Here is a 23,774-nt window from a genome sequence, read left to right as displayed (position 1 = left end):
GGGGCCGGGCCGGCGCACGCCGCCGGCCCGGCCCCGGCCCCACCACTCCACGTCACCGTCCGGAGCGGCCCCGCGGCCGCCCGGGGTCCGGAGGGACCATGGCCACCACGACGGCCGCACGGCCGGCCCCGGCGCCGCGCCGCCCCACCTACGTCAACCGGCGCCAGGTGCGCCGCAACACGCTGCTGGGCTGGACGTTCATCCTCCCCAACTTCGCGGGCTTCGCGCTGCTGACCCTCGTGCCGGTCGTCGCGACGTTCGGCCTCGCGTTCACGCGGTGGAACGCGTTCGGCACGCCGGAGTTCACGGGGCTGACGAACCTGCAGCGGCTCGTCGGCGACGAGAACTTCCGCGTCGCCCTGGGCAACACCGTCTACTACACCGTCGGGCACGTGCCGCTGACGATGGCGGCGTCCCTCGGGCTCGCGCTCGCCCTCAACCGGAAGATCCGCGGCCTCGCGTTCTTCCGCACCGCCGCGTTCTTCCCGTACATCACGTCGATCGTGGCCGTGGCCGTGGTCTGGAACATGCTCTACAACCCCACGCGGGGGCCGATCAACCAGCTCCTCACGACCATCGGGATCAGCGACCCGCCCGGCTGGACGAGCGACCCCACGTGGGCCATGCCCGCCGTGATCCTCACCGGTGTGTGGAAGGACATGGGCTACTACATGATCCTGTTCCTCGCCGGCCTGCAGACCATCCCGCCGGAGCTCTACGAGGCCGCCAAGACCGACGGCGCCAACGCCTGGCAGCGTTTCCGCAACGTCACGCTGCCGTGCCTGCGTCCGACGACGTTCTTCGTCCTCATCATGCTCACCATCGGGTCCTTCAAGGTCTTCGACCTCATCGTCGTGATGACGAACGGCGGGCCCGGGCGCAGCACCCTCGTGCTCTCCCAGCTCATCTACCGCGAGGGCATCGTCAACGGGCAGTTCGGCTACTCCTCTGCCGTCGCGCTGGCGCTGTTCGTGCTCGTCCTCGTGATCACCCTGCTGCAGTACGCCCGCAACCAGCGGCTGGAGAAGTGATGACCACCGTCGTCGGACCCCGCACCGGCACCACGGCCCCGGTGCCCGCGGGCACCCCCGCCCCCGACCGGCGCCGCGCGCACGCGGTGCGCCCCTGGGCGAAGCCGCTGTCGTACGTGCTGCTCACGGCGCTGTCGGCCTTGCTGCTGGTGCCCTTCGCCTGGATGGTGTCCTCGTCGCTGAAGACGAACGACCAGGTCTTCACGGTCCCCGTGCAGTGGGTGCCCCGGGAGCTGCACTGGGAGAACTTCGTCGACATCTGGACGCGCGTCCCGATGCTCACCTACCTGCGGAACACGACGTTCCTCGCGACCGTCATCACGGTTCTGCAGCTCTTCACGGGGAGCTTCGCCGCCTACGGGTTCTCCAAGATCCGCTTCCCGGGGCGCGACGGGCTGTTCCTCGCCTACATCGCCACCATCGCCGTGCCGTGGCAGGCGTACATGATCCCGCAGTACATCCTCATGCAGAAGGCGGGGCTGGTGAACACGTTCACCGCGCTCATCCTGCTGCAGGCGTTCTCCGCCTTCGGGGTGTTCCTCATGCGGCAGTACTACATGTCGGTGCCCGACGAGCTCGTGGAGGCCGCCCGGATCGACGGCCTGTCCGAGTTCGGCATCTACCGGCGGATCATGCTGCCGCTGTCCGTGCCGGCCCTGGCCAGCCTCGGCCTGCTGACGTTCGTCAACACGTGGAACGACTTCATGGGGCCGTTCATCTACCTCACGAGCAACGACCTCTGGACCGTGCAGCTCGGCCTGCGCCAGTTCGTCGGCCAGTTCGACGCCGAGTACGCCATGATCATGACCGGCTCGGTCCTCTCCGTGCTGCCGATCCTGGTCGTCTTCCTCCTGGGTCAGCGCTACTTCATCCAGGGCATCGCGACGAGCGGGCTGAAGGGCTGACGCCGGTGCGCCGCATCGACCACGAGACGGTCCTGCACGCGACCGGTCTCCTCCACGTCGGCCTCGCGACGAACCTCGCCCTCGCCGTGGCGCTCGCGCCGCTGCTCGTGCTGCTCGCCATGGTGCCGGACCCGACCCTCGGGTGGCCCGCCCTCGTCCTCCTGGCCGGCGCGCTCGCGGCGCCGGCGTTCGCGGGGGTGGCCGCGGTGTTCGCCGCCGTCGCCGCCGACGGGCCGACGACCGTGCTGCGCACCTTCGCGCGCGCCTGGGCCGGTGGGCTCCGCCGGACGGTGCCGCTGGGGCTGGCGGCGGGCGCGGTGCTCGTCGTGGTCGGGGTCGACGCCGTCGCCCTGGCAGGGACGGACCTGGGGGCGGCGACCCTGCCGCTGCTCGTCGTCGTGGGCGCGCTCGCGGTCGCCGTGGCCGTCCTCGCGCTCGTCGCCCTCGCGGAACGGCCCGCCGCCCGGGTGCGCGAGGTCCTGCGAGCGGCGGTCTGGCTGGCCGTGCGGCGCTGGCCGTTCACGCTGCTGTCCCTCGTGGCCCTCCTCGCACTGGCCGCGGCCGTGGCGACCCGGCCCGCGCTCGGGCTGGGGCTGGCGGCGTCCCCGCTGCTCTACGTCGTCTGGGCGAACAGCCGCTGGACGCTGCGGCCGGTGCTCGGGGAGGTGGAGGCCGCCCGATGACACCCGAACCCCTGGCCGTCGAGTACGGCCCCTGGGCCTGGGAGCGCGAGGCGACGCCGGAGCAGAGCGCCGCGCACACGGAGCGGCTCGCCGCCCTCCGGGCGCGGGGGTTCGTGCTCGGGGAGGGCGTGGTCGTCTCGACCCTCGCGGCGGTCGACCCCGCCACCTTCGCACTCGGCGACCGCAGCTACGTGGCCGCCCACGCGCACGTCACGGGCGACGTGCGCATCGGCGCCGACTCCTCGGTGAACGTCGGCACGGCCGTGCGCGGCACGGTGACGATCGGGGACGCGGTGCGCATCGGCGCCCACAGCTCGCTGCTCGGGTTCGACCACGGGTACGCGGACGTCACCACGGAGATCTTCCGGCAGCCCCACACCTCCGCGGGCATCACCGTCGGCGACGACGTGTGGATCGGCGCGCACGTCCTCGTCCTCGACGGGGTGCGCATCGGCGACCACGCGATCGTCGGCGCCGGGGCGGTCGTGACGAAGGACGTCCCCGACTGGGCCGTGGCCGTGGGCAACCCCGCGCGCGTCGTGCGCGACCGCCGGGCCGCGGCGTCGGGCGGCGGCGCCGGGGGCGCGGCCGGTCGGGCGCGACGCCTCGGCGAGCGCGCACGGGCGGAGGCGGCCGACCTGCTCGCCGCCGCCTGGCGGGACGGGACCTACCGCGACCGCCCGGACGCCGCACCGACCGTGCGCGCCCACGGCGACGCGGTGGAGCTGGCCGACCTCCTGCTCGGCGGCCCGCCGCCGCAGCTGCCCCGCGAGCAGCACGTGCGCCGGCTCCGGTCGGCGCAGCACCCCGCCACCGGCCTGGTCGCCGAGCTCGTCGACGGCGCCTGGCCCGACCTCACGGCGCCCGGTGCCGGGGCAGCGGGGTCGGCCGACGGCGCCGCCGCGCCGACGCTCGCGGACGGCGCCGCGCAGTACCACGTGCTGTCCACGGGCTACGCCCTGGACCTCCTGGGCTCGGCCTTCGCGCACCCCGTGCGGGCGGTCACCGACCTCACCCCCGCGGCGCTCGTGCGGTACCTCGAGGGCCTGACCTGGTCGACGCGGGCGTGGGCCGCCGGTGCGGACGTCGACACCGTCGGCACCGCCTTGACCTGGGCGCTGCGCCGTGGCGACGGCAGCGCCGGGGTGCTCGTCGAGACGACCCTGGGCTGGCTCCTGGCGCAGCGGGACCGGACGACGGGGCTGTGGGGCACGGACCCGGACGGGCTGCGCGAGCCGGTGAACGGCACCTACCGCCTCGTCCGCGGGACATTCGGGCAGTGGGGCGTGGACGCGGGCGACGAGCGACCCCTCGTCGACGTGGTGCTGCGCCGCGCCGGTGACGTGCTGGCCGAGCGGGGCCCCTCGGCCTGCGACACCCTCGACGTCGTGCACCCCCTGCACCGTGCGGCCCGGACCGCGCGGGGGTACCGCACGGCGGAGGTGCGGGCGGTGGCGGAGGCCCTCCTCGCGCTCGCGGCCGACGGCTGGCGCGCCGGCCGGGGCATCGCCTTCGCGGGCGGGCACGAGCCCTCCCTGCAGGGGACGGAGATGTGGCTGGCCGTGGCCTGGTCCGCGGCGGACCTGCTCGGCGTCGCCGACGCGCTCGGGTACCGTCCGCGCGGCGTGCACCGGCCCGGGCCGGCGCTGGACCTGCGACGACGGGGGGACCGACCCGCATGACGGGGCACGGGGGGCCGGGGGAGCGCGAGGGCGGCGTGGAGGGCGAGGGGCAGGAGGGCCGGGACGGCCGGGAGGGTGCAGCGCCACGGTCCGCGCTCGTCCTCGTCGGCCGCGGCCGGTACGCCGACCCCTGGCACGACGACGCCGCCACCGGCCACCGCGTCGCCGGGCTGCTCGCCGCCCGCGGCCTGGACGTCACGGTGCGCGGGACGGCGCCGGACGTGCTCGGGCCGGACGACGCAGCGGGTGAGGGCGGTGCCGCCGCTGCGGCAGGAGCGACGGGTGCACCCGGCACCGGGGCGCCGTCGCGCCCCGCGCTGCTCGTCGTCGCCGCCGGGACGGGCCGGACGGACCCCGCGTGGGACGGCGACGACGCGGCCTGGGCCGCGTTCCACGCCCGCCTGGCCGCCCTCGTCGGGGCGGGGGTGCCGCTGCTCGCGCTGCACCAGGCGGCGAACACGTTCACGGACGCCCCGGGGTGGGCGGACCTCGTCGGGGGCCGGTGGGTGCCGGGCCTGTCCATGCACCCGCCGATCGGTGAGGCGACCTTCCGCCCCGTGCCGGGGGAGAGGCACCCCGTCGTCGCCGGCCTCGGGCCGGTCCGGGCCTTCGACGAGCGGTACTGCCTGCTGCAGCCGGACCCGCGCTCGCGGGTGCTGCTGACGACGGAGCACGAGGGTGCCGACCACCCCGTGGTGTGGCAGGCCCCGGGCCCGGGCCGGGTGCTCTACGACGCCCTCGGCCACGACCTGCGCTCGTACGCGAGCGAGGACCGGCGCGCGCTGCTGGCCCGCGAGGTGGCCTGGCTGCTGGACGGGGCCCCGGGAGGGGCCGACCCGGCGGAGTAGCCCGCCGCGCCGACGCGGGGGCGTCCTCAGGCGCGCGGCGGGGTGCTCTCGCGGAGCACGACCTCCGTGCGGACCAGACGTCTCCGCGCCTCGCCCCCGCCCATGCCGTCCAGCGCGAGCTCGGCGGCGGCCTCGCCGGCCTCGTCGAGCGGGATCCGCACCGTGGTCAGCCCCGGCACGACGTCCCGGAGGGTGACGATGTCGTCGAACCCGGCCACGGCCACGTCGTCGGGCACGCGGACGCCGAGCGCGCGCGCGGCGGAGAGCGCGCCGAGGGCCATGACGTCGTTCACGGCGAAGACCACCTGCGGGCGGTCCGGCCGCCCGAGCAGGGCCTCCATGGCGCTCGCCCCGCCCTCCCAGGTGAACAGGCCGTGGACCACGTGCTCCTCGCCGACCGTGCCACCACCGGCGCGGAACGCGTCGACGAAGGACTCCCGCCGCGCCCGGGCCGTCTGGTGCTCGGGCGGCCCGCCCAGCACCCCGGCGGTCGTGTAGCCGCGCTCGAGCAGGGCGCCGGCCAGGGCGGCCGCACCACCGGGGTTGTCGATGACGACGCTGTCGATGCCCTCGAGCGGCTGGCCGACCACCGCGACCGACGCGCCGGCGGCCATGAGGTCGCCCAGCGCGTCCCGCAGGCGCGCCTCCCGCTCGGGGTCCGCCATGCGGCCACCGGCGATGATGACCGCGCGGGTGCGCAGGCGGCGCATGAGCGCGACGAGCTCGTGCTCGCGGTCGGGCTGGTGCTGGGTGCTCGCGAGGGTCACGTGCAGCCCGACGCGGTCCGCCGCCCGGGTGACGGCGGCGGCGATGCCGGAGAAGTACGGGTCGGCGATGTCGTGGACGATGAGGCCGACGGAGCTCGTCGCGCCGCGCGCCATCGCCTGGGCGTTCGCGTCCGGGGTGTAGCGCAGGCTCTCGGCCGCCGCGAGGACCCGCTCCCGCAGCGCGGGCTGGACGGTGCGGTTGGAGCTGCCGTTCAGCGCGCGCGAGGCGGTCGCGAGCGACACCCCCGCCGCGCGCGCCACGTCGCTCAGCGTCACCCGGGCCACCATGCCGGGAGGGTACCGCCGGGCAGGCAGGACGTCGGTCACCGGACTCCCTCGGCCGAGTGGAAAGCGTTTGCACCGCCACCCTAGCGCGCAGCACGGCCGGCGCGGGAGCCCTCCCACGCCCTTGACGGAGGACCGGGACGGGCCCTACGGTGGAAAGCGCATTCCAGCCCGGCAGCGGAGCCGGGCCCCTCGAGAACCCCTGGAGCCGGCATGGCCACGCGCACGCTGCGGATCGCGATGAACGGGATCACGGGACGGATGGGCTACCGCCAGCACCTGGTGCGCTCCATCCTCCCCATCCGTGACCAGGGCGGCATCACGCTGCCCGACGGGACGACGGTCCAGGTGGAGCCCGTCCTCATCGGCCGCAACGCCGAGAAGGTCGAGGCCCTGGCGAAGCAGCACGGGGTCGAGCACTGGACGACGGACCTGGACGCGGCGATCGCCGACGAGGCCACCGACATCGTCTTCGACGCCTCCATGACGAGCCTGCGCGCCGACACGCTCACCCGTGCCATGAAGGCCGGCAAGCACGTCTACACGGAGAAGCCGACCGCCGAGACGCTCCACGAGGCCGTCGAGCTCGCCCGCCTGCGCGAGGAGACGGGGGTGACCGCCGGCGTCGTGCACGACAAGCTCTACCTGCCCGGCCTGGTCAAGCTGCGCCGCCTCGTCGACGAGGGGTTCTTCGGCCGGATCCTGTCCCTGCGGGGCGAGTTCGGCTACTGGGTCTTCGAGGGCGAGCACCAGCCCGCCCAGCGGCCCTCGTGGAACTACCGCAAGCAGGACGGCGGCGGCATGACCGTCGACATGTTCTGCCACTGGAACTACGTGCTCGAGGGCGTCATCGGCACGGTCCGGACGGTGTCGGCGCAGACGGCGACGCACATCCCGGTCCGGTGGGACGAGCGCGGCGAGCCCTACGACGCCACCGCCGACGACGCCGCCTACGGCATCTTCGGCATGGAGACGCCGGCCGGGGACCCGGTCGTGGCGCAGATCAACTCCTCCTGGGCCGTGCGCGTGCACCGCGACGAGCTCGTCGAGTTCCAGGTCGACGGCACGCACGGCTCGGCGGTCGCCGGCCTGTTCAGCTGTGTCGCGCAGCAGCGCGCGCACACACCCAAGCCCGTGTGGAACCCCGACCTGCCCACCACGGAGCGCTTCCGCGAGCAGTGGCTCGACGTGCCGGCCAACGCGGAGCTGCCCAACGGCTTCCGCGCGCAGTGGGAGGAGTTCCTCGCCGACGTGGCGCTGGGCCGCCCGCACCGCTTCGACCTGCTCTCCGCCGCCCGCGGCGTGCAGCTGGCCGAGCTCGGGCTGCGCTCCTCCGACGAGGGCCGCCGCCTCGACGTCCCCGCGATCGCGCTGTGACGGCGGCCCCGGCGGTGGCGGCCGCGCCCGTCGGGCGGGCGGCGCCCGGGCGTCGTGAGGACCTCGCACGCCTGTCCCTCAACACGGCGACGACGAAGGCGCTCACCCTCGAGGCGGCGGCCGCGGCCGCCGCGGCGGCGGGGCTCTCGTCGATCGGCGTCTGGCGTGACCGCGTCCAGGAGGTCGGCGCCCCGACGGCGGCGCGGATCGTCGCCGACCACGGGCTGCGCGTCTCGTCGCTGTGCCGGGGCGGCTTCCTCACGACGCGGGACGACCGCGCCGCGCGGGAGGCGCTCGACGACAACCGCCGCGCGATCGAGGAGGCGGCCACCGTCGGGACCGGGGAGCTCATCATGGTCGTCGGGGGGCTGCCCGCGGCGAGCACCCCCGGCGGCCCGGCGCGGCCGTACCCCGCGGGTGCCGGCACGGACCCCGACCGCGACCTCGTCGGGGCCCGCGCCCGGGTGGCGGAGCGCATCGGGGAGCTCGCGCCCTTCGCGGCCGGCCACGGCGTCCGGCTCGTGCTCGAGCCGCTGCACCCGATGTTCGCGGCGGACCGGGCGGTCGTCTCGACCCTCGGCCAGGCGCTCGACCTCGCGGAGCCCTTCCCGGCCGACGTCGTCGGCGTCGTGGTCGACACCTACCACGTGTGGTGGGACCCCGACCTGCGCCGCCAGGTCGCCCGGGCCGGCGCGGCGGGGCGGATCGCGTCCTACCAGGTGTGCGACTTCGTGCTGCCGCTGGCCGCCGACCCCCTGCTCTCCCGCGGCCACGTCGGCGACGGCTACGTGGACTTCGCCACGATCACGTCCTGGGTCGCCGCCGCGGGCTACGCCGGCGACGTCGAGGTGGAGATCTTCCACCAGGAGGTGTGGGACGCCCCCGCGGAGCGCACCCTCGCCACCCTGGCGGAGCGCTACGTGCGCCACGTCCTGCCGCACCTCTGAGGGACGCCCGCCGCGCCCGCCCGACCCGCCCCCACCCGCCGTCCGTTCACCCGGACGGCTCAAGCCGACGGCTCCCCCCGCCGATGACAGGGACGTCCTGTGATCGGGAGGGGAGCCGTCGTCGTGGTGGTGGGTGCGGGCATCGGGGGGGTCGCGGCGATCGGCGCGCGCATCGCCGCCATCGAGCAGCGGGTGCAGTCCCTGCAGGCGAGCAGCACGACGGGCGCCGCGGGCACCACGGGCGTCGCCGGTCTCGCGGGGGCGTCCCTGCCGGCGGGCACCGGGGCGGCCTCCGCCACCGGTACGACGTTCGCCACCGCCCTCGCCGACCAGGTCGCCGCCCAGGGCCTCCCGGCGGTCGGCGGCCTCTCGTCGGAGCAGGTCGGCAACGCCGCGGCGGTCGTGGCGGCCGGCCGCGCGAAGGGCCTGTCCCTGCGCGACCAGGCCATCGGGGTCATGACGGCGCTCGGCGAGTCCTCCCTGCGCGTCCTCGACCGCGGCGACGTCGCCGGCCCGGACTCCCGGGGCCTGTTCCAGCAGCGTGACAACGGCGCGTGGGGCACCTACGCCGACCGCATGGACCCCACCCGCAGCGCGACGTCCTTCTTCACCGCGCTCGAGCGCGTCGACGGGCGTGAGGCCATGACGCCCACCGCGGTGGCGCACGCGGTCCAGCGCAACGCCGACCCGCAGCACTACCAGCGGTACTGGGACGAGGCCGTCACGCTGGTGTCCCGTCTCACGGGGGCCCCTGCCGCGAGCATCCGGGCCTGACCCCCGGCCGGCCCCGGTCGCCCGTACCCCTACTCTGGCACGACGAGGATCACGTCCCGTGCGCGTGCGGCCCGTCGCCCGGCCCACGCTCTCGGCGAGGGCGCCGGCGTGCCGGGAGCCAGGTCCTCGCTCAGGAGCCCTCCGGCGAGGGATCGGCGGCGTCGGCGGCATCGGCCGCGGTGTCAGCCGGGGGCTCGCCCGCCAGGACGAGGTAGGTCCGCCGGCGGGCGTCGGCGAGAAGGGCGGCCACGGCCCGGCGCTGGTCCGCCGTGCCGGTCCGGGCGACGACCCGGACGGCCTCGTGCAGGCCCGCGAGGTCGCCCCGCAGGTCCGTGCCGTCGTCGTCGGCGCCGGGCGTGGCGAAGGGGTCCGTCCACCCGGCCCGCTCCCGCTCGACGAGCGCCCGGCCCGCCTCCGTCAGGGCCGCGAGGCGGCGTCCGCCCTCGGCCGTGAGGGTGAGCACGCCCTCGTCCTCGAGCTGGCTGAGGGTCGGGTAGACCGCGCCGGGGCTCGGGCGCCAGCGGCCGCCGCTGCGGTCGGCGATGGCCTCCATGAGCTGGTAGCCGTGCTGCGGCCCCTCGGCGAGGAGCAGGAGGATCGCGGTGCGCACGTCGCCCCGTGGCCGGCGCCCACCCGGTCGCCGGCCCCCTGGGCCGAACCCGGGCCCGAACGGCCCCGGCCCGAAGCCGCCCGGCCCGAAGGCCGGAGGACCCCCGCGGTGGCCGCGGTGGCCCCGGTGCCCGCCGTGACCCGCGTGCTGCTCGTCGGGGTCCTCGGGCACCGCGGGCCCGTCGTGCCGTGAGCGCCACGCCCCCCGGCCCCGGTCGTCACGACCCGGCCGCTCGTCGTGACCGCTGCTGAACATGTTCTCGATGCGTCTCATAACGCTCACGATATATCGCTAACAGACGCTCGACAAGAGAAGCCGTCTCGCCCGTCGCACGGCTCAACCTCCCGGACCCCTCGGGCGTGTAGAGGTCATGGACATGACCGTCGTCCGGGCCGGTGCGCCCGAGCCGCCCCCGGGTGCGCCGCCCGTCCCCGGCCCTGCGGCGCCGCCCCCCGACGAGGTCGACGAGGTCCCGCGGGGCGTCGACGAGGACCCCGACCACGAGGCCGAGTTCGTCGCGTTCGTCGCGGCGAGCTCCGGACCCCTGGGACGGACCGCCTGGCTCCTGTGCGGGGACCGGCACACGGCGGAGGAGCTCGTGCAGGCGGCGCTCGTGCGCACCTACCTGCGCTGGCCGACCGCCCGCGAGCGCGACCCGCTGGCCTATGCGCGCCGGACGCTCGTGAACCTGCGCATCTCCGGGTGGCGGCGGCGTCGTCGCGAGGTCCTCGTCGACCCGTCCGCGGTCCCGGAGCGGACGGTCGGGCACGGTGCGGACGCCCACGCGGAGCGGGACCGGCTCGTGCGCGCGCTGGCCGCCCTCACCCCGCGCCAGCGCCGCGTGGTCGTCCTGCGGCACGTCGAGGACCTGCCGGAGCGCGAGGTCGCCGACCTGCTCGGCGTCTCGGTCGGGACCGTGAAGTCCACCGCCTCCCGTGCCCTCGCGGTGCTGCGGGACCGGCTCGAGCAGGACCCGGCCGGGACCGACCCCGGGGCCGCGGGCCCCCTGACGCGGCGAGGTGCGCGATGACCCCCGACGACGACGCCGCCGCCCGTCTGCGTGCGACGGCCGCCCGCGTGGTGCCGCCCGAGATCCGCGTCGACGCCGCGGAGGTCGTCCGCAGCGCGCGCCGCCGGCGGGCCGCCGTCCGCGGGGGTGGCTCCGCCGCCCTCGCGCTCGCGATGGGCGCCACGTTCGCCCTCGCGGGCTCCTGGTCGTCGGCGGCACCGGACCTCGGCCCGGCGGGGACGGAGGTCGCGCCGTCGACGAGCGGCACACCCGTCCCCGCCTCGTCCGACGCCCCCGCGCCGGACGCCACGGCGGCCGCCGAGCCGTCCGACGACCCGCGCGCGAGCGCCCCCTACTGGTACGTCGTCTCGCAGAGCCGGCAGCCGGACGGCACCCTCGTCCGCCGGGAGCTCTGGTACGGCCGGGATGCCCCGGGCGTGGGCGTCGAGGGCGGGGACCGGGAACGTGCCTTCGCGTTCGGCCCGGCGTCGTGGGGCAGCCTCGTCCTCGACGGCGAGCGGACCCCGGTGCGCTGGGACGTGCTCGACCGGCTCCCCACCGGTCCCGCGGCCCTCGAGGCGGTGCTCCGGGCGAGCATCGAGCCCGGCGTCGGCGCCGGCACGGACGACGACAGGGTCGTCAGCATGGCGCGGGCCCTCCTCGTCGGGAGTCCGGCGTCGGACGACCTGCGCCGGGCGCTGCTCGCCGTCGTCGCGGGGCTGCCCGGCTCGGTCGTGACGCCGGGCGTCGAGGACTCGCTCGGCCGGCCGGGCACGCTCGTCGTCCACGAGAGCGTCGACGGCGGCGAGGGGTTCCGGTTCGTCGTCGACCCCGCCGACGGCCGGCTCCTCGTCGAGCAGGGCACGTCGGGCTCCGAGCAGCTCTTCCTCGAGGAGGGACCTGCGGAGGCCCCGCCCGTGGAGCCGACCCTCGAGATGGCCGGCTGCGTCGCGTGGGAGACGTGCTGACCGGGGTCGGGGCCGTCAGCCCGGGCCGAGGACGTCCCAGCCCAGCCGCACGACGAGCACGGCGACGACGACGAGGAACACGACCCGCACGAAGCGCCCGCCGGCCCGCACGGCCGTGCGCGCCCCCAGGTACCCGCCGGTGAGGTTCGCCAGCCCCATCGCCAGGCCGAGGCCCCACAGCACGGAGCCGTGGAGGGCGAACACCGCCAGGGCGCCGAGGTTCGTGGCGAGATTGACGATCTTCGCCGTCGCGCTGCCCTCGAGGAACCCGTACCCCAGCAGCCCGACGAGGGTGAACACGAGGAAGGCGCCCGTGCCCGGCCCCGCGATGCCGTCGTAGTAGCCGATGACCGCCCCCGTGGCCCCGGCGACGACCGTGTGGCGGTGCCCCGTGAACCGCAGCCGCGTGCTCTCGCCGAGGGCGGGGCGCAGCAGCGTGTAGGCGCCGACGACCACGAGCGCGACGAGCACGACGGGCTCCAGCACGCCGTCGGGCACCGCGGCGGCGGACAGAGCGCCGGCGGCGGCCCCGAGCGCGGCCACGGCGGCGGTGGGCAGGGCCGTGCGCAGCGACGGCTGCACCCGTCGGTAGAACGTGAGGGCGCTCGTCGCGGTGCCCATGGCGCCGGACAGCTTGTTCGTCGCGAGGGCCTGCACGGGCGTCAGGCCCGGCGTCAGCAGGAGCGCGGGCAGCTGGATGAGCCCGCCGCCGCCGACGACCGCGTCCACCCAGCCCGCGGCCAGCGCGGCGAGCAGCAGCAGGACGAGCGTGCTCGCGTCGAGCGACGTCAGGGACTCCAGCAGGGCGCTCACCCTCTCGGCGGCAGGGGGTCGGGCGGGACGGGGACGGCCGGGGCAGCGTGCCACGGACCGCGCGCCGGCCGGGCGGCGGTCCGGCAGTGGTCGGGCACCTTCTCGGGGCAGGCCTGTCGTCTGGCGGCCCGCCCGCGGCATGATGGCGCCGTGACCGGAGCGGGCGGGGTGCGGGTGCGGGGCGTCTCCCCCCGCCGCCTGCCGCTGTACGGCGCCGACGAGGACCGTCGCGAGCTGCATCCCGGGCGGACGCGCACCCGCTGACCGGCACCGGGCCGGGCGGCGGCGCACGCGACCCCCGACGCTCCCGAGAGGCCCGACCATGACGTCCCCGCACACCACGACCCCGCCCACCACGACCCCGCCCACCACGACCCCGCCCACCACGACCCTGCCCGCCGCCACCTCCGCCGCCCGTTCCCTGCCGCCCTGCGGCGACCCGGCCGTCGACTGGGCCGCCCGGCTCATGCCGCTGCTGGCCGCGAGCATGGCGGAGGACGGGCCGGACCTCGCCGGCCGGCACGTCGGCATCCGCCTGCACCTGGAGCCCAAGACCGCCGTGCTCGTGCGCTGGCTCCTGCACGTCGGCTGCCGGGTGACGGCGCTGGGGAACGTCGGCACGACGCAGGCCGGCACGGTGGCCGTGCTGCGGGCGCTCGGCGCCACGGTGCTCGACGAGCCGGGCGACGACGCCGCCGCCCACGACCGCCACCTCGACGCCCTGCTCGCGGCGGGGCCCGACATCGTCCTCGACAACGGCGGCGAGCTCGTCCTGCGCCTCGCGGCCGGCGCCCCGCGCGCGGCCGGGTTCCTCGGCGCGACGGAGGAGACGACGAGCGGCGGCGACCGCATCCGTGCGCTGCCGACCCCGCCGGACTTCCCCGTGGTCGTCATCAACGACAGCCCGCTCAAGCTCCTCGTCGAGAACGAGCTCGGGGTGGGGCACAGCGTCGTCCAGGGCGTCATGAACGCGACGAACTCCATGCTCCCCGGCGCCCGGGCGACGGTCGTGGGCTACGGGCCCTGCGGCAAGGGGGTCGCCGAGACGCTGCAGCGCCTCGGGGCGCGCGTCGCGGTGGCGGACACGGACCCGTTCCGCGCGCTCGAGGCCGTGCTGCGCGGGCACCGGGTGGCACCGCTGGCGGACCTGCTGCCCGGCACGCAGCTGCTGCTGCTCGCCACCGGCGCGCGGCACGTCGTCGGGCCCGCGGAGATCGCCGCGCTGCGCGACGGGGTCGTCGTGGCGGGGGTGGGGCACGACGGCGCGGAGCTCGACCACGCGGCCCTCGCGGCGGTGACGGCACGGACCGTCGACCTCTCGCCGGAGGGCAGGCCCGGGGCGCGGGTCGTGCACGTGCTCGCGGACGGCCGGGAGGTCGTCGTGCTGCACGGCACCGGGATGGTCAACCTCACGGCGGCCGGGGGGAACCCCGTGCAGGCCATGGACCTCGGCCTGTCGCTGCAGGCGCGCAGCCTCGCCCACGTGGCCCGCGGCGACGCGGCCGGCCCGGGTGCCCGGCCGGTGCCCGCGTCGGTCGACCGGGTGCTGGCCGCGGGCCTCGTCGAGCTCCTCACCCGCGAGCCCGGGCGCGCCTGACCGCGGGCCCGGGCCCCGGGCCCCCGGGCGCACCGGCCCGGGCCGCCGCAGACTGGCCCGGTGCGCGAGCTCGTCGTCCTCGGGACGGCCTCCCAGGTGCCCACGCGCGCGCGGAACCACAACGGCTACGTGCTGCGGTGGGACCGCGAGGCGCTGCTGTTCGACCCCGGCGAGGGCACCCAGCGCCAGCTGACCCTCGCCGGGGTGGCGCCCCCGTCGCTCACCCGGATCTGCCTCACCCACGTCCACGGCGACCACTGCCTCGGGCTGCCCGGCGTCCTCTCGCGGCTCGTCCTCGACGGGGTGGAGCACCCCGTGCACCTGCACTACCCGTCCGAGGGGGAGGACGTGGTGCGGGCGCTCGTCGGGCTGGCCACCCCGGGGCTGGACCTGCGGCTGCACCCGCACTCCGTCGCCGGCCCGGTGGCGGAGGGCCTCGAGGTCGCCCCGCTGCGGCACCGCGTGGCCACCTTCGGCTACCGGCTCGTCGAGCCCGACGGGCGCACGCTGCTCCCCGACCGGCTCATGGCGGCCGGGGTGCAGGGTGCGGACGTCGGCCGGCTCGTGCGGGACGGTCGTCTCGGGGACGTGCGCCTGGCCGACGTGAGCGTGCCGCGCCCCGGGCAGCGGGTCGCGGTCGTCATGGACACCGCGCCCTGCGCCGGCGCGGAGGCGCTCGCGGACGGCGTGGACCTGCTGCTGTCCGAGTGCACGTTCGCCGACGAGGACGCCGACCTCGCGGCCGCGTACCTCCACCTCACCGCGGGGCAGGCGGGGGCCCTCGCGGCGACGGCCGGCGCCCGCGCCCTCGTCCTCACGCACTTCAGCGGGCGCTACGCGGACGTCGCCCCGCTCGCCGCGCAGGCCCGTGCCGCGGCGGGCCCGGACGTCGCGGTGCGCACGGTCGACGACCTCGACCGCGTCCCGCTGCCGCGCCGGCGCGTGGACCTCGCGGACCTCAGGCCGACGCCGTGACCCCGGCCCGCCGACCGGCCAGCAGCCCCCGCGCGACGTCGGCGAACCGCTCGCCCATGCGGCGGTGGGCCGGAGGGTCCGGGTGGAGGAGGTCGGCCATGGGCAGCTCCGCCCAGTCGTCCCACCCGTACAGCTCGCGCCCGTCGAGGTAGGCCAGCGCGGTGTCGCCCGCGGCGCGCCGCCGCTCGACGACCGACGCCAGCACCTCCCGGATGGCGCCCAGGCTCAGCTTCCCCTCGGCCACCTCCTCGGTGCGGCCGAGCGTCTCGAAGACGGGCGCGCCGGGCGGGGCGGCCGGGTCGATGCGGGTGGGCCCCGGCACGTCCTCGACCATCGGGCACAGGATCGGGGAGACGACGAGGAGCGGGGTGGTCGGGTGGCCCTCGCGCACCGTGTCGAGGAAGCCGTCGACGGCCGGCGCGAAGGCCCGCCGCCGCATCGTGTCCCCGTTGACGACGTTGATGCCGAGCTTGAGCGAGATCAGCCCGGCGGGGGCGTCGCGGATCGTGCGCGCCACGAAGGGGTCGAGCACCGCGTTGCCCGAGAACCCGAGGTTGACCAGGTCGAGCCCCGCCGTGGCGGCGGCGACGACGGGCCACGTGCCCGTGGGGGAGGCGGCCGACGCGCCGTGGCTGATGGACGAGCCGTGGTGCACCCAGCGCGGGGCCGCGACCGGTGCCGGCGCCTCGACGGGGGCCTCCGCCTCCAGCGCGAGCAGGTGCACGCGCTCGCGGTACGGCAGCCACACCTCGACGTCCCGCACGGCACCGGCGGACGGGGGCCCGTCCGCCGCGAGGTCGAAGGCGACCCGCGTCACGGGCGCCGCGCCCGTGCGGGTCGTGCGCAGCAGCGGGTCGAGGACGAGGGGCCCGGCCGCCCCGGCCGCGGCCCGGGCCGCCACCTGCCCGTCGACGACCAGGTCGAAGGGCTCGCCGGGGACCGTCGCGTCGGAGTCGGGGGAGAGCGTGCCGCGGTGCACCCGCACCACCAGGGCGAGCCGCCGGGCGGCCGTGCGGAACCGCAGGCGGACGCCCGCGGGCTGCTCGTCGCACATCCGCATGAAGTCGTCGGGCTGCTGGTCCCGCGTCCAGGCCGGCAGCCGGTGCGGCAGGAGACCGTCCGCCGTGGCCTCCAGCCATGCCGCCCCGCGCACCTCGACGCGCGGGTCGGCCAGGCCGACGACGACCGGGCTCGTCGTCACCGGACGTTCCCGTCCTCGCGGAACCTCCGCCAGACGTTCTCGAAGAAGTCGTCGTCGTCAGGGAGGGGACGGCGCGCGCGCCACCGGAAGACGGGCGTGCCGGCCGGGTCGTCCGTCGCGCGCGCCGCCACGGGCGCCCACTCGACGAGCGCGGGGTCGGCCTCCGCGTCCGACGCCGGCGCCGCGCCCCCGACGGGCACCCACGCGGTCTCCTGCACCTCGTCGTCCAGCGCGCCGCCGTCCAGGCGGAACCGGAACACCCCGGGCAGGTCCAGCTCCTCGTCGGCGCGCTCGCCGTGCCCGACGTGCGGCAGGTCGCCCGCAGGGTCGGTGTAGAGGACGGAGCCGCGCGAGCGGCCGCCGTGCGCCACGTAGTCCGCCATCGCGGACAGGTAGACGTAGGCGCTCGTGAGGATGTCCCGGACGAGGAAGGTGCGGTTGACGGCGCGCCGGGAGCCGGCGTCGGCGGTGACGAGGTCCTCGTACCGCGAGAGCCAGTCGTGCACCTGCACGAGGGCCTCGTGGATGGAGGCGGCGGACCGCACGGGCCCGGCCTTCGCGCTCATGAGGACCTGCACGTCGCGCAGCAGGTCGCCCGTGTTGTCGGGGACGCCCGCCGCCGCCCGGCCCGTGGCCCGCCCGACGAGGTCCAGCGCCCCGCCCAGGACGGGGGCCGCCGCGGCGGCGAAGCCCTCGTCGTCGACCGGGGCGTCCGTGCGGCGGGCGGCGATGTACTGGGCCGCGCGCGTGGCGCCGACCTGGCCGCTGTTGAGCGCCGCGCCGCCGGGACGGTAGACGCCGTGCGCCCCGCCCGCCTCGCCCACGGGGAACAGCCCCGCGACGTTGCTCTGCCACCAGGCGTCGACGACAAGCCCGCCGTTGTTGTGCTGCGCGCAGACGTCGACCTCGAGCATCTGCGTCTCGAGGTCCACGTACGGGTTCTTGTCCAGGTAGAACTGGTAGGCGGGCTCGTTCATGCGGCGCAGGCGCTCGATGGGCGTGCCGAACAGGACGCCGGCGCGGTCGAGGTACTCGTACGCCTCGGGGCTCAGCGCGCTCGGGTCGAACGTCTCCTGCACCGGGTTGCGCCGGAAGTCGAGGAACACGCGCCGGCCGCGCAGGGTCGTCTCGCGGTAGACGAGCAGGTCGACGAGCGAGGAGCCGTCGAGCGCCTTGCGGATGTCGAAGGGCCACTGGTAGCCCTTGAGGAAGACGAGCGACAGCAGCCGCCCGTAGTCCGGGATCGCCTCGAGCAGGAACTCGCGCTCGTCGCCGCCGTCGGCGTCCGTCGAGACGAACCGCGGCAGCACCTGCATGTACGTGCCGGAGACGTTCCACCGCGGCTTCGTCGAGGCCAGCCCGAACTGCCACTCCGTGAGGTTCTTGCCGTGCACCCCGGCGCGGTAGGCCGCCCCGGAGGCGCCCCACTGGCCGTTGGGGAAGACGCGGGTGGCGTACATGCCCGCGGGGCCGCCGGTGGCGTAGACGAGGTTCGTGCACCGGAAGAGCAGGAACGGGCTCTGCGCGCCGTCGTGCGGCACGTCCGTGCGGAGCACGAGCAGGCCGGCCACCTCGGGCCGCCCGTCGGCGCCGGGGCGCGTGACGACGTCGACGACGCGGCACTCGTCGAAGATCCGGGTGCCGTTGCGGTGCACCTTCTTCTCGAGCTGCTCGACCATGCTGCGGCTCGTGTAGGGGCCGACGGAGGTCGCCCGGCGGCGGGGGTCGTGGTCGGTCTTGTAGCCGATGAACTCCCCGAAGCGGTTCTGGGGGAACGGCACCCCGAGGTCGCAGAGGTGCAGGAACCCACGGGCGGACAGGGCGGCCTCGGCGAGGGCGTTGTCGCCGTCCATCGCGCCGCCCGAGAAGAGCGTGCCGGCCATCTCGCGCACGGAGTCCGGGTCGCCGCCCGAGAGCGTGAGCTTGTAGTACGTCTGCTTGTCCGACCCGGCGTTGCGGGACGCGCCGGCGTGCACCTTGTCGGCGACCATGACGACGTCCGTCTGGCCGAACTCCCAGACCCGGTCGGCGGCGCAGAAGCCGGCCGAGCCCGTCCCGACGACGACCGTGTTCGCGGTGACGACCGGCACGTCGTGGTCGCCGACGCGCAGCGTCACCGGCTCGTGGCCGGCGGTGGGGCCGGCGGTGGGGCCGCTGGTGGTGGGGACGTCCGTCTGCGTCATCGCAGGAGCCTCTCCGGGCAGGGGGGTCGGTGGGACGGGGCGGCCGGGCGGGGCCGCGTCACAGGACGGGGATGTGCATCCCGCCGTCGACGTGGAAGACCTCGCCGGTCGAGTACGGCGTCTGCCCCGAGGCCAGGATCGACACCGCGCCGGCCACGTCCGAGGGGCGGCCCCAGCGGGCGATCGGCGCGAGGCCGCCGGCGAGCAGGGCGTCGTACTTCTCCGTGACGCCCGCGGTCATGTCGGTGGCGATCACCCCGGGCCGCACCTCGTAGACGACGATGCCCTCGGGGGCGAGCCGCGCCGCCCACAGCTGCGTCGACATGCCGACGCCGGCCTTGGAGATGCAGTAGTCGCCGCGGTTCGTCGAGACCGTCGTGGCGGAGATCGACGAGACGTTGACGATCGTCGCGACCGGGCCGGCCGGCGGCTCCGGCAGCGCCTCCAGCGGCCCGCGCAGCTCGATGGCGCGGCGGGCGAAGGCCTGCGTGAGGAAGTACGGGCCGCGCAGGTTGATGCCGAGCACCCGGTCGAAGCTCTCCGCGCCGGCGTCCAGCAGGTCGGCGCGCACGCTGGGCGCGACGCCCGCGTTGTTGACGAGGAGGTCGAGCCGGCCCCAGGCCTCGACGGCGTCCTCGACGTACCGGCGGTGGTCGTCGAGGTCGGCGACGGAGCCCTGCACGTAGCGGACGGCCGACGCGTCGCCCGCGAGCTCGCGCAGCTCGGCGAGGACGTCCTCGGGTGCGGGCCGCGTGGCCAGGATCGAGACGGCGTACCCGTCCTGCAGGAGCCGGCGGGTGATGCCCAGCCCGATCCCGCGGTTGCCACCCGTCACCAGGGCTGTTGCCGGCATCGTCGCCACTCCTGCCTGTCCGCGCACCTCGTGGGCAGCCCCGGAACGGGCCGCCGCGCGGCGAGCATCGCACGGCGGGCCGTCGCAGGGCAAGCGCTTTCCGGCGGCGTCCGCCTCGAGGGGCGCCTCCCCGCTCAGTTGGCGCCGGGGCCGTCCCCGCCGCTGGCCTGCCGGTGGTGCAGGTCGAGCGTCTCGCCCGCCGGCTCCCAGAGGACGACGGGCTCCACGTCGCCCCGGTCGCTCAGCTCGTGGGAGGGGCCGTGCACGTAGCGCCCGCCCTCGACCGGGGCGGGCGTGGCGACCGTCGCGCCGATCTCGCCGTCGCGCACCTCGGCCTGCTGCCCGTGCAGGGGACCGCCCTCGAACCGCACCGTCGTCGTCATGCCCCCAGCATCCCCTCCGGGCACGGACGCCCGCGACCGCAGCGGCCGCTCCGGGGCGCGCAGGGCTCAGACCGCGTCGCGCGGCGGCAGCTCCTGGTACGTCCAGGTGTTGCCGTCGGGGTCGGCGAAGCTCGTGAACCGCCCCCAGGGCTGATCGTCGACCTCGCTCGCGTCGACCCCCCGCCCGAGCAGCTCCGCCCGCGCGGCGTCCGCGTCGGCGACGACGCACTGGATCCCCTGCTGCGTCCCGGGGGGCATCGCGCCGCTGAAGGAGTCGAGCATGATCGAGCAGGCCGACCCGGGCGGCGTCACCTGGACGAACCGTACGGTCGCGTCGACGCGGACGTCGTGGTCGAGCACGAAGCCCGCCCGGTCCACGTAGAAGGCGATCGCGCGGTCGACGTCCGTGACGGGGACGGTGAGGAGCTCGATCCGGACGTCCATGGGGGTCTCCGCGGGTCGGACGGCGAGGGGGCGAGGGCACCGCCCACGCTAGGAGCCCGGGCGGCCCTGCGGGAAGGGGGAGGGGAAGGGCCGCGGCGCCCCTCTGGCAGGATGCGCGCCGTGCCCCACGACGTGCGCCTGGACCCCGTGCTCGCCGAGCGGCTCCCGCTCCTGGACGGCCTGGGCCGGACGGAGCTGCCGCGGCCCGCCGAGGAGCTCGCGCGCCTCGCGGCCTGGAGCGCCCCCGTGCCGGGCTACGCCCCGCCGGCCGTGCCGACGGAGGACCGGCGCGTCGAGGGCCCCCACGGGGACGTGCCCGTGCGCGTCTACCGGCCGGTCGACGCCGCGGGTGCGCCGACGCCCCCCGTCCGCGGGGTCGTGTGGCTGCACGGCGGCGGCTTCGCGGCGGGCACGCTGGACTGGCCGGAGGGCGACGTCGTCGCGCGCGAGCTCTGCGCCCGCGCCGGGGCGGTCGTCGTCTCGGTGGACTACCGGCTGGCCTCGGACACGGTCGCCTTCCCCGTCCCGCACGACGACGTCCACGCGGCCTGGTCCTGGGCCGTCGACCCCGCGAGCGGCCTCGCGCCCGGGGGCACGCGGTGGTCCCTCGGCGGGGCCAGCGCCGGGGGCAACCTCGCGCTCGGCGTCGCGCAGCGGCTGCGCGACGAGGCCGGCGGCGCCCCCGCCGCGCTGCTGCTGGCCTACCCGTGGCTGCACGACGTGCTCCCCGAGCCCGGGCCGGACCTCGCGGCCGCGCTGGCCGCCCTGCCCGACGTCCTGCGCTTCACCCCCGAGCAGTGCCGCGACATGAACGACCGCTACCTCGGCGGGCACCCGGCGACCACCCCCTACGCCATGCCGGCGCTCGGCGAGGTCGGCGGTCTGCCCCCCGCGCTCGTCGTCCTCGACGAGCACGACGACCTGCGCCCCTCGGGCGAGCTCGTCGCCGCCGCGATGGCGGAGGCGGGCGGGGAGGTCGAGGTCGTCGTGGAGCCCGGCACGCCGCACGGGCACCTCAACGTCGCGGGGCTGCCGGCCGCGCTGGACTCCCTGGGGCGCTGCGCCGCGTTCCTCGTCGCCCGGGCCTGACCCCCGTCCCGCGCCTACCGCGACGTGCGCCGGTACCGGGCGATGGACAGGGGCACGAACACGACGAGGATGCCCAGCACCCACAGCAGGCTGTAGAGCACGGGGTTCTGCATGGACCACGCCTCGCTGGGCGCCGGGAGCCCCCCGGTGTTGCCGAAGAGCTCGCGGGCCGCCTGCGTGAGGGCGGAGATGGGGTTCCACTCCACGAAGGGCCGCAGCGCCGAGGAGAACGACTCCAGGGGCACGAAGGCGTTGGACACGAAGGTCAGCGGGAAGATGACGACGAACGAGGCGTTGTTCACCACGTCCACGCTCGGCACGACGAGCCCGACGTACGCCATCACCCAGCTGAACGCGTAGGCGAACAGCAGCAGCAGCGCGAACCCCGCGAGGCCCTCGAGCAGCGACGTCCGCACCCGCCACCCGACGAGCAGCCCCGTGAGCGCCATGATGACGAGGGACAGCACGTTGTAGATGACGTCGGAGGCCGTCCGCCCGACGAGCACCGCCGACCGGGACATGGGCAGCGAGCGGAACCGGTCGATGATGCCCTTCTGCATGTCCTCGGCCAGCCCGGCGCCGGTGAAGGTGGCGCCGAAGACGACGGTCTGCGCGAAGATCCCGCCGATGAGGAACTCGCGGTAGTTCACGGGCCCCGCGTCGATCGCGCCGCCGAAGACGTAGGCGAAGAGCAGCACGAACATGATCGGCTGGATGAGGACGAAGACGAGCACCTCCGGCACCCGCTTGATCTTGATGACGTTGCGCTCGGCGACGACGAGGCCGTCCGACAGGGTGCGAGCCAGCGTGTGGGTGGGGGTGCTCACGGGCGGGCCTCCGCGTCGGTGGTGGTGGTCGTCGGGGTGGGGGCCGGGGCGGGGGCGGCGTGGCGGCCCGGGCGGGGCCCGTCCGTGTCCCGGTCGACGGTCCCGTCCGGGCCGGCTCCGGGTGGCGGCGCGCCCTCCCCGTCGGCCGTCTCCTCCGCGACGTGGCCGGTGAGGGTGAGGAAGACGTCGTCGAGCGTCGGTCGGCGCAGGCCGACGTCGAGCACCGTCACCCCGGTCTCGTCGAGCCGCCGCAGCACCGCGGCCAGGCTCGCGGCGCCCCCGGTGGCCGCGGCGGACAGCTCGCGCGGGCTGTCGCCGGCCCGCACGTCCCCGCCGCCGGCGGCGGCCAGGGCGGCGCGGGCCGCGTCGCGGTCGGCCTCGTCGGCCAGCACGAGCTCGATGCGCTCGCCGCCGATCTGCGTCTTCAGGGCGTCCGCCGTGCCGCGCGCGATCGCCCGGCCCCGGTCGATCACGACGATGTCGTCGGCGAGGCGGTCGGCCTCCTCGAGGTACTGGGTGGTGAGGAGCAGGGTCGTGCCGCCCACGACGAGCTCGCGGATGACGTCCCACATCTGCAGGCGGCTGCGGGGGTCGAGGCCCGTCGTCGGCTCGTCCAGGACGAGCACGGGCGGCTCCGCGACGAGGGCACCCGCCAGGTCGAGGCGCCGCCGCATGCCGCCGGAGTACGTCTTGGCGGGCCGGTCGCCCGCGTCGACGAGGTCGAAGCGCTCGAGCAGCTCCGCCGCCCGCGTGCGCGCCCGCCGGCGCGGCATGCCGTAGAGCCGGCCGACCATCGCGAGGTTCTCGGCGCCCGTGAGGTACTCGTCGACCGCCGCGTACTGCCCCGACAGGCCGATGCGCGACCGGACGCCCTTGGGGTCGGCGAGCAGGTCGACCCCGGCCACGGTGGCGGTGCCGGCGTCGGGACGCAGGAGGGTGGTGAGGATGCGCACCGCCGTCGTCTTGCCGGCGCCGTTGGGCCCGAGCAGGCCGAGCACGGTGCCCTCGGGCACGGAGAGGTCGAGACCGTCGAGGGCCTTCACGCTCCCGTAGTGCTTGACCAGCCCGCGCGCCGTGATCATGTCCGCCATGCGCGTACGGACCGGCCCGGCCCGCCGGACTCATCGGGTCGGGGGACCCGGGGTCGCGGCGGACCGGGCCGGTCCGCGCAGGGGTGCAGCAGGGGTGGAACGGGGGTGGAGCAGGGGAGTCGTCAGACCCGGAAGCCCCCGACGAGGTCCTTCAGCGAGGTCGACATCCGGACGAGCTCGGAGACCGCGCCCTGGGTGTCGGTGGCGCCCTGGCTCGTGAGGTCCGCCGCGCCCGCGACGCTGGAGATGTTGCGGGCGATCTCGCCGGAGCCGGTCGCGGCCTCGACGACGCTGCGGTTCATCTCGTTCGTCGTGGCCGTCTGCTCCTCCACCGCCGAGGCGATGGTCATCTGGAAGTCGTTGATGGACCCGATGATGTCGTTGATCTGCTCGATGGCGGTGACGGCACCGGCGACGTCGTCCTGGATGGCG

At 76.3% G+C, this 23,774-nt stretch carries 23 protein-coding genes and 1 pseudogene; 13 read left to right on the top strand and 11 right to left on the bottom strand.

What is annotated here, in order from left to right; translation table 11 throughout:
- The first annotated feature begins 98 nt into the window (after positions 1-98).
- From EJA20_RS09475 to EJA20_RS09455, 5 genes are read left to right on the top strand one after another with little or no spacing between them, the layout of a single operon-like run.
- Positions 99-1,031, top strand: coding sequence for a carbohydrate ABC transporter permease (locus EJA20_RS09475; protein WP_129337910.1), 933 nt, complete (start codon positions 99-101; stop codon positions 1,029-1,031).
- Positions 1,031-1,936, top strand: coding sequence for a carbohydrate ABC transporter permease (locus tag EJA20_RS09470; protein ID WP_129337909.1), 906 nt, complete (start codon positions 1,031-1,033; stop codon positions 1,934-1,936). The genes EJA20_RS09475 and EJA20_RS09470 overlap by 1 nt, the downstream gene beginning before the upstream one ends.
- 5 nt (positions 1,937-1,941) lie before the next feature.
- Complete coding sequence (locus EJA20_RS09465; protein WP_129337908.1) at positions 1,942-2,619, top strand: ferredoxin-NADPH reductase; 678 nt, start codon at positions 1,942-1,944, stop codon at positions 2,617-2,619.
- Entirely contained in the window at positions 2,616-4,301 is a 1,686-nt protein-coding gene (locus EJA20_RS09460) for an acyltransferase (RefSeq protein WP_129337907.1), read from the top strand. The genes EJA20_RS09465 and EJA20_RS09460 overlap by 4 nt, the downstream gene beginning before the upstream one ends.
- The gene (locus tag EJA20_RS09455) at positions 4,298-5,149 is read left to right on the top strand and encodes a ThuA domain-containing protein (protein ID WP_129337906.1); all 852 of its coding nucleotides are present in this window, start codon (positions 4,298-4,300) and stop codon (positions 5,147-5,149) included. The genes EJA20_RS09460 and EJA20_RS09455 overlap by 4 nt, the downstream gene beginning before the upstream one ends.
- 26 nt (positions 5,150-5,175) lie before the next feature.
- Here EJA20_RS09455 and EJA20_RS09450 read toward each other — a convergent pair whose 3' ends face one another.
- A complete protein-coding gene (locus tag EJA20_RS09450; protein WP_129337905.1) occupies positions 5,176-6,204 on the bottom strand; it encodes a LacI family DNA-binding transcriptional regulator in 1,029 nt (342 codons plus the stop codon).
- Positions 6,205-6,414: 210 nt separating this feature from the next.
- On the opposite strand from EJA20_RS09450, the gene EJA20_RS09445 reads away from it, so the two are divergent.
- The 3 genes from EJA20_RS09445 to EJA20_RS19850 all read left to right on the top strand — a co-directional run bounded on the left by EJA20_RS09445 (position 6,415) and on the right by EJA20_RS19850 (position 9,299).
- Positions 6,415-7,578 (top strand): Gfo/Idh/MocA family protein, encoded by a 1,164-nt coding sequence (locus tag EJA20_RS09445; RefSeq protein WP_129337904.1) that lies wholly within the window; start codon positions 6,415-6,417, stop codon positions 7,576-7,578.
- Between the two features lie 14 nt (positions 7,579-7,592).
- Positions 7,593-8,525, top strand: coding sequence for a sugar phosphate isomerase/epimerase family protein (locus EJA20_RS09440; protein ID WP_129337931.1), 933 nt, complete (start codon positions 7,593-7,595; stop codon positions 8,523-8,525).
- 99 nt (positions 8,526-8,624) lie between these two features.
- Positions 8,625-9,299 (top strand): hypothetical protein, encoded by a 675-nt coding sequence (locus EJA20_RS19850; protein WP_129337903.1) that lies wholly within the window; start codon positions 8,625-8,627, stop codon positions 9,297-9,299.
- A gap of 130 nt (positions 9,300-9,429) precedes the next feature.
- Here the strand turns inward: EJA20_RS19850 and EJA20_RS09430 are convergent, their stop codons facing one another.
- Positions 9,430-9,909, bottom strand: a complete 480-nt coding sequence (locus tag EJA20_RS09430; RefSeq protein ID WP_240675291.1) for a PadR family transcriptional regulator — start codon at positions 9,907-9,909, stop codon at positions 9,430-9,432.
- Between the two features lie 376 nt (positions 9,910-10,285).
- On the opposite strand from EJA20_RS09430, the gene EJA20_RS09425 reads away from it, so the two are divergent.
- Both EJA20_RS09425 and EJA20_RS09420 read left to right on the top strand, forming a co-directional pair.
- Positions 10,286-10,939, top strand: coding sequence for a SigE family RNA polymerase sigma factor (locus EJA20_RS09425; RefSeq protein WP_129337901.1), 654 nt, complete (start codon positions 10,286-10,288; stop codon positions 10,937-10,939).
- Entirely contained in the window at positions 10,936-11,886 is a 951-nt protein-coding gene (locus EJA20_RS09420; RefSeq protein ID WP_129337900.1) for a hypothetical protein, read from the top strand. The genes EJA20_RS09425 and EJA20_RS09420 overlap by 4 nt, the downstream gene beginning before the upstream one ends.
- A gap of 15 nt (positions 11,887-11,901) precedes the next feature.
- Here the strand turns inward: EJA20_RS09420 and EJA20_RS09415 are convergent, their stop codons facing one another.
- The gene (locus EJA20_RS09415; RefSeq protein ID WP_420836423.1) at positions 11,902-12,690 is read right to left on the bottom strand and encodes a TSUP family transporter; all 789 of its coding nucleotides are present in this window, start codon (positions 12,688-12,690) and stop codon (positions 11,902-11,904) included.
- 331 nt (positions 12,691-13,021) lie between these two features.
- Here EJA20_RS09415 and EJA20_RS09410 point away from each other — a divergent pair, with 331 nt between their 5' ends.
- On the top strand, positions 13,022-14,296 hold the full coding sequence (locus tag EJA20_RS09410) for an NAD(P)-dependent oxidoreductase (RefSeq protein WP_129337898.1): 1,275 nt from the start codon (positions 13,022-13,024) through the stop codon (positions 14,294-14,296).
- 60 nt (positions 14,297-14,356) lie between these two features.
- A complete protein-coding gene (locus EJA20_RS09405) occupies positions 14,357-15,271 on the top strand; it encodes a ribonuclease Z (RefSeq protein ID WP_129337897.1) in 915 nt (304 codons plus the stop codon).
- Here the strand turns inward: EJA20_RS09405 and EJA20_RS09400 are convergent.
- From EJA20_RS09400 to EJA20_RS09380, 5 genes are all read right to left on the bottom strand, one after another.
- Positions 15,255-16,472: an SGNH/GDSL hydrolase family protein gene (locus EJA20_RS09400; protein ID WP_205687433.1), complete on the bottom strand. Its 1,218-nt coding sequence runs from the start codon at positions 16,470-16,472 to the stop codon at positions 15,255-15,257. The genes EJA20_RS09405 and EJA20_RS09400 overlap by 17 nt on opposite strands.
- Complete coding sequence (locus tag EJA20_RS09395; protein ID WP_129337896.1) at positions 16,469-18,655, bottom strand: FAD-binding protein; 2,187 nt, start codon at positions 18,653-18,655, stop codon at positions 16,469-16,471. The genes EJA20_RS09400 and EJA20_RS09395 overlap by 4 nt, the downstream gene beginning before the upstream one ends.
- Positions 18,656-18,713: 58 nt before the next feature.
- Positions 18,714-19,508 carry a 3-ketoacyl-ACP reductase gene (locus EJA20_RS09390; RefSeq protein ID WP_129337895.1) on the bottom strand — a complete coding sequence of 265 codons (795 nt, stop codon included), beginning with the start codon at positions 19,506-19,508 and terminating at the stop codon, positions 18,714-18,716.
- A gap of 134 nt (positions 19,509-19,642) precedes the next feature.
- Positions 19,643-19,891, bottom strand: a complete 249-nt coding sequence (locus tag EJA20_RS09385) for a hypothetical protein (RefSeq protein WP_129337894.1) — start codon at positions 19,889-19,891, stop codon at positions 19,643-19,645.
- A gap of 66 nt (positions 19,892-19,957) precedes the next feature.
- Positions 19,958-20,335: a VOC family protein gene (locus EJA20_RS09380; protein WP_129337893.1), complete on the bottom strand. Its 378-nt coding sequence runs from the start codon at positions 20,333-20,335 to the stop codon at positions 19,958-19,960.
- 120 nt (positions 20,336-20,455) lie between these two features.
- Here EJA20_RS09380 and EJA20_RS09375 point away from each other — a divergent pair, with 120 nt between their 5' ends.
- Positions 20,456-21,424 carry an alpha/beta hydrolase fold domain-containing protein gene (locus EJA20_RS09375; protein ID WP_164983911.1) on the top strand — a complete coding sequence of 323 codons (969 nt, stop codon included), beginning with the start codon at positions 20,456-20,458 and terminating at the stop codon, positions 21,422-21,424.
- 14 nt (positions 21,425-21,438) lie between these two features.
- On the opposite strand, the gene EJA20_RS09370 is transcribed toward EJA20_RS09375, so the two are convergent.
- From EJA20_RS09370 to EJA20_RS18675, 3 genes and pseudogenes are all read right to left on the bottom strand, one after another.
- Entirely contained in the window at positions 21,439-22,251 is an 813-nt protein-coding gene (locus EJA20_RS09370) for an ABC transporter permease (protein ID WP_205687432.1), read from the bottom strand.
- Positions 22,248-23,342 carry an ATP-binding cassette domain-containing protein gene (locus EJA20_RS09365; RefSeq protein ID WP_129337891.1) on the bottom strand — a complete coding sequence of 365 codons (1,095 nt, stop codon included), beginning with the start codon at positions 23,340-23,342 and terminating at the stop codon, positions 22,248-22,250. The genes EJA20_RS09370 and EJA20_RS09365 overlap by 4 nt, the downstream gene beginning before the upstream one ends.
- 122 nt (positions 23,343-23,464) lie before the next feature.
- A pseudogene (locus tag EJA20_RS18675) lies at positions 23,465-23,774 on the bottom strand (methyl-accepting chemotaxis protein); the annotation flags it as partial.

It is taken from the genome of Cellulomonas endophytica, assembly GCF_004123805.1.
Lineage (GTDB): Bacteria > Actinomycetota > Actinomycetes > Actinomycetales > Cellulomonadaceae > Cellulomonas > Cellulomonas endophytica.
The sequence above is the reverse complement of the archived record's forward strand: the minus strand, read 5'-3'. Positions and strand labels throughout refer to the sequence as shown.

Excerpts from the sequence above, each read along its gene's own strand:
- EJA20_RS09475 (WP_129337910.1), top strand. The coding sequence starts at position 99 with ATGGCCACCACGACGGCCGCACGGCCGGCCCCGGCGCCGCGCCGCCCC.
- EJA20_RS09470 (WP_129337909.1), top strand. The coding sequence starts at position 1,031 with ATGACCACCGTCGTCGGACCCCGCACCGGCACCACGGCCCCGGTGCCC.
- EJA20_RS09460 (WP_129337907.1), top strand. The coding sequence starts at position 2,616 with ATGACACCCGAACCCCTGGCCGTCGAGTACGGCCCCTGGGCCTGGGAG.
- EJA20_RS09455 (WP_129337906.1), top strand. The coding sequence starts at position 4,298 with ATGACGGGGCACGGGGGGCCGGGGGAGCGCGAGGGCGGCGTGGAGGGC.
- EJA20_RS09450 (WP_129337905.1), bottom strand. The coding sequence starts at position 6,204 with ATGGTGGCCCGGGTGACGCTGAGCGACGTGGCGCGCGCGGCGGGGGTG.
- EJA20_RS09445 (WP_129337904.1), top strand. The coding sequence starts at position 6,415 with ATGGCCACGCGCACGCTGCGGATCGCGATGAACGGGATCACGGGACGG.
- EJA20_RS09425 (WP_129337901.1), top strand. The coding sequence starts at position 10,286 with ATGACCGTCGTCCGGGCCGGTGCGCCCGAGCCGCCCCCGGGTGCGCCG.
- EJA20_RS09420 (WP_129337900.1), top strand. The coding sequence starts at position 10,936 with ATGACCCCCGACGACGACGCCGCCGCCCGTCTGCGTGCGACGGCCGCC.
- EJA20_RS09410 (WP_129337898.1), top strand. The coding sequence starts at position 13,022 with ATGACGTCCCCGCACACCACGACCCCGCCCACCACGACCCCGCCCACC.
- EJA20_RS09395 (WP_129337896.1), bottom strand. The coding sequence starts at position 18,655 with ATGACGCAGACGGACGTCCCCACCACCAGCGGCCCCACCGCCGGCCCC.
- EJA20_RS09390 (WP_129337895.1), bottom strand. The coding sequence starts at position 19,508 with ATGCCGGCAACAGCCCTGGTGACGGGTGGCAACCGCGGGATCGGGCTG.
- EJA20_RS09385 (WP_129337894.1), bottom strand. The coding sequence starts at position 19,891 with ATGACGACGACGGTGCGGTTCGAGGGCGGTCCCCTGCACGGGCAGCAG.
- EJA20_RS09380 (WP_129337893.1), bottom strand. The coding sequence starts at position 20,335 with ATGGACGTCCGGATCGAGCTCCTCACCGTCCCCGTCACGGACGTCGAC.
- EJA20_RS09365 (WP_129337891.1), bottom strand. The coding sequence starts at position 23,342 with ATGGCGGACATGATCACGGCGCGCGGGCTGGTCAAGCACTACGGGAGC.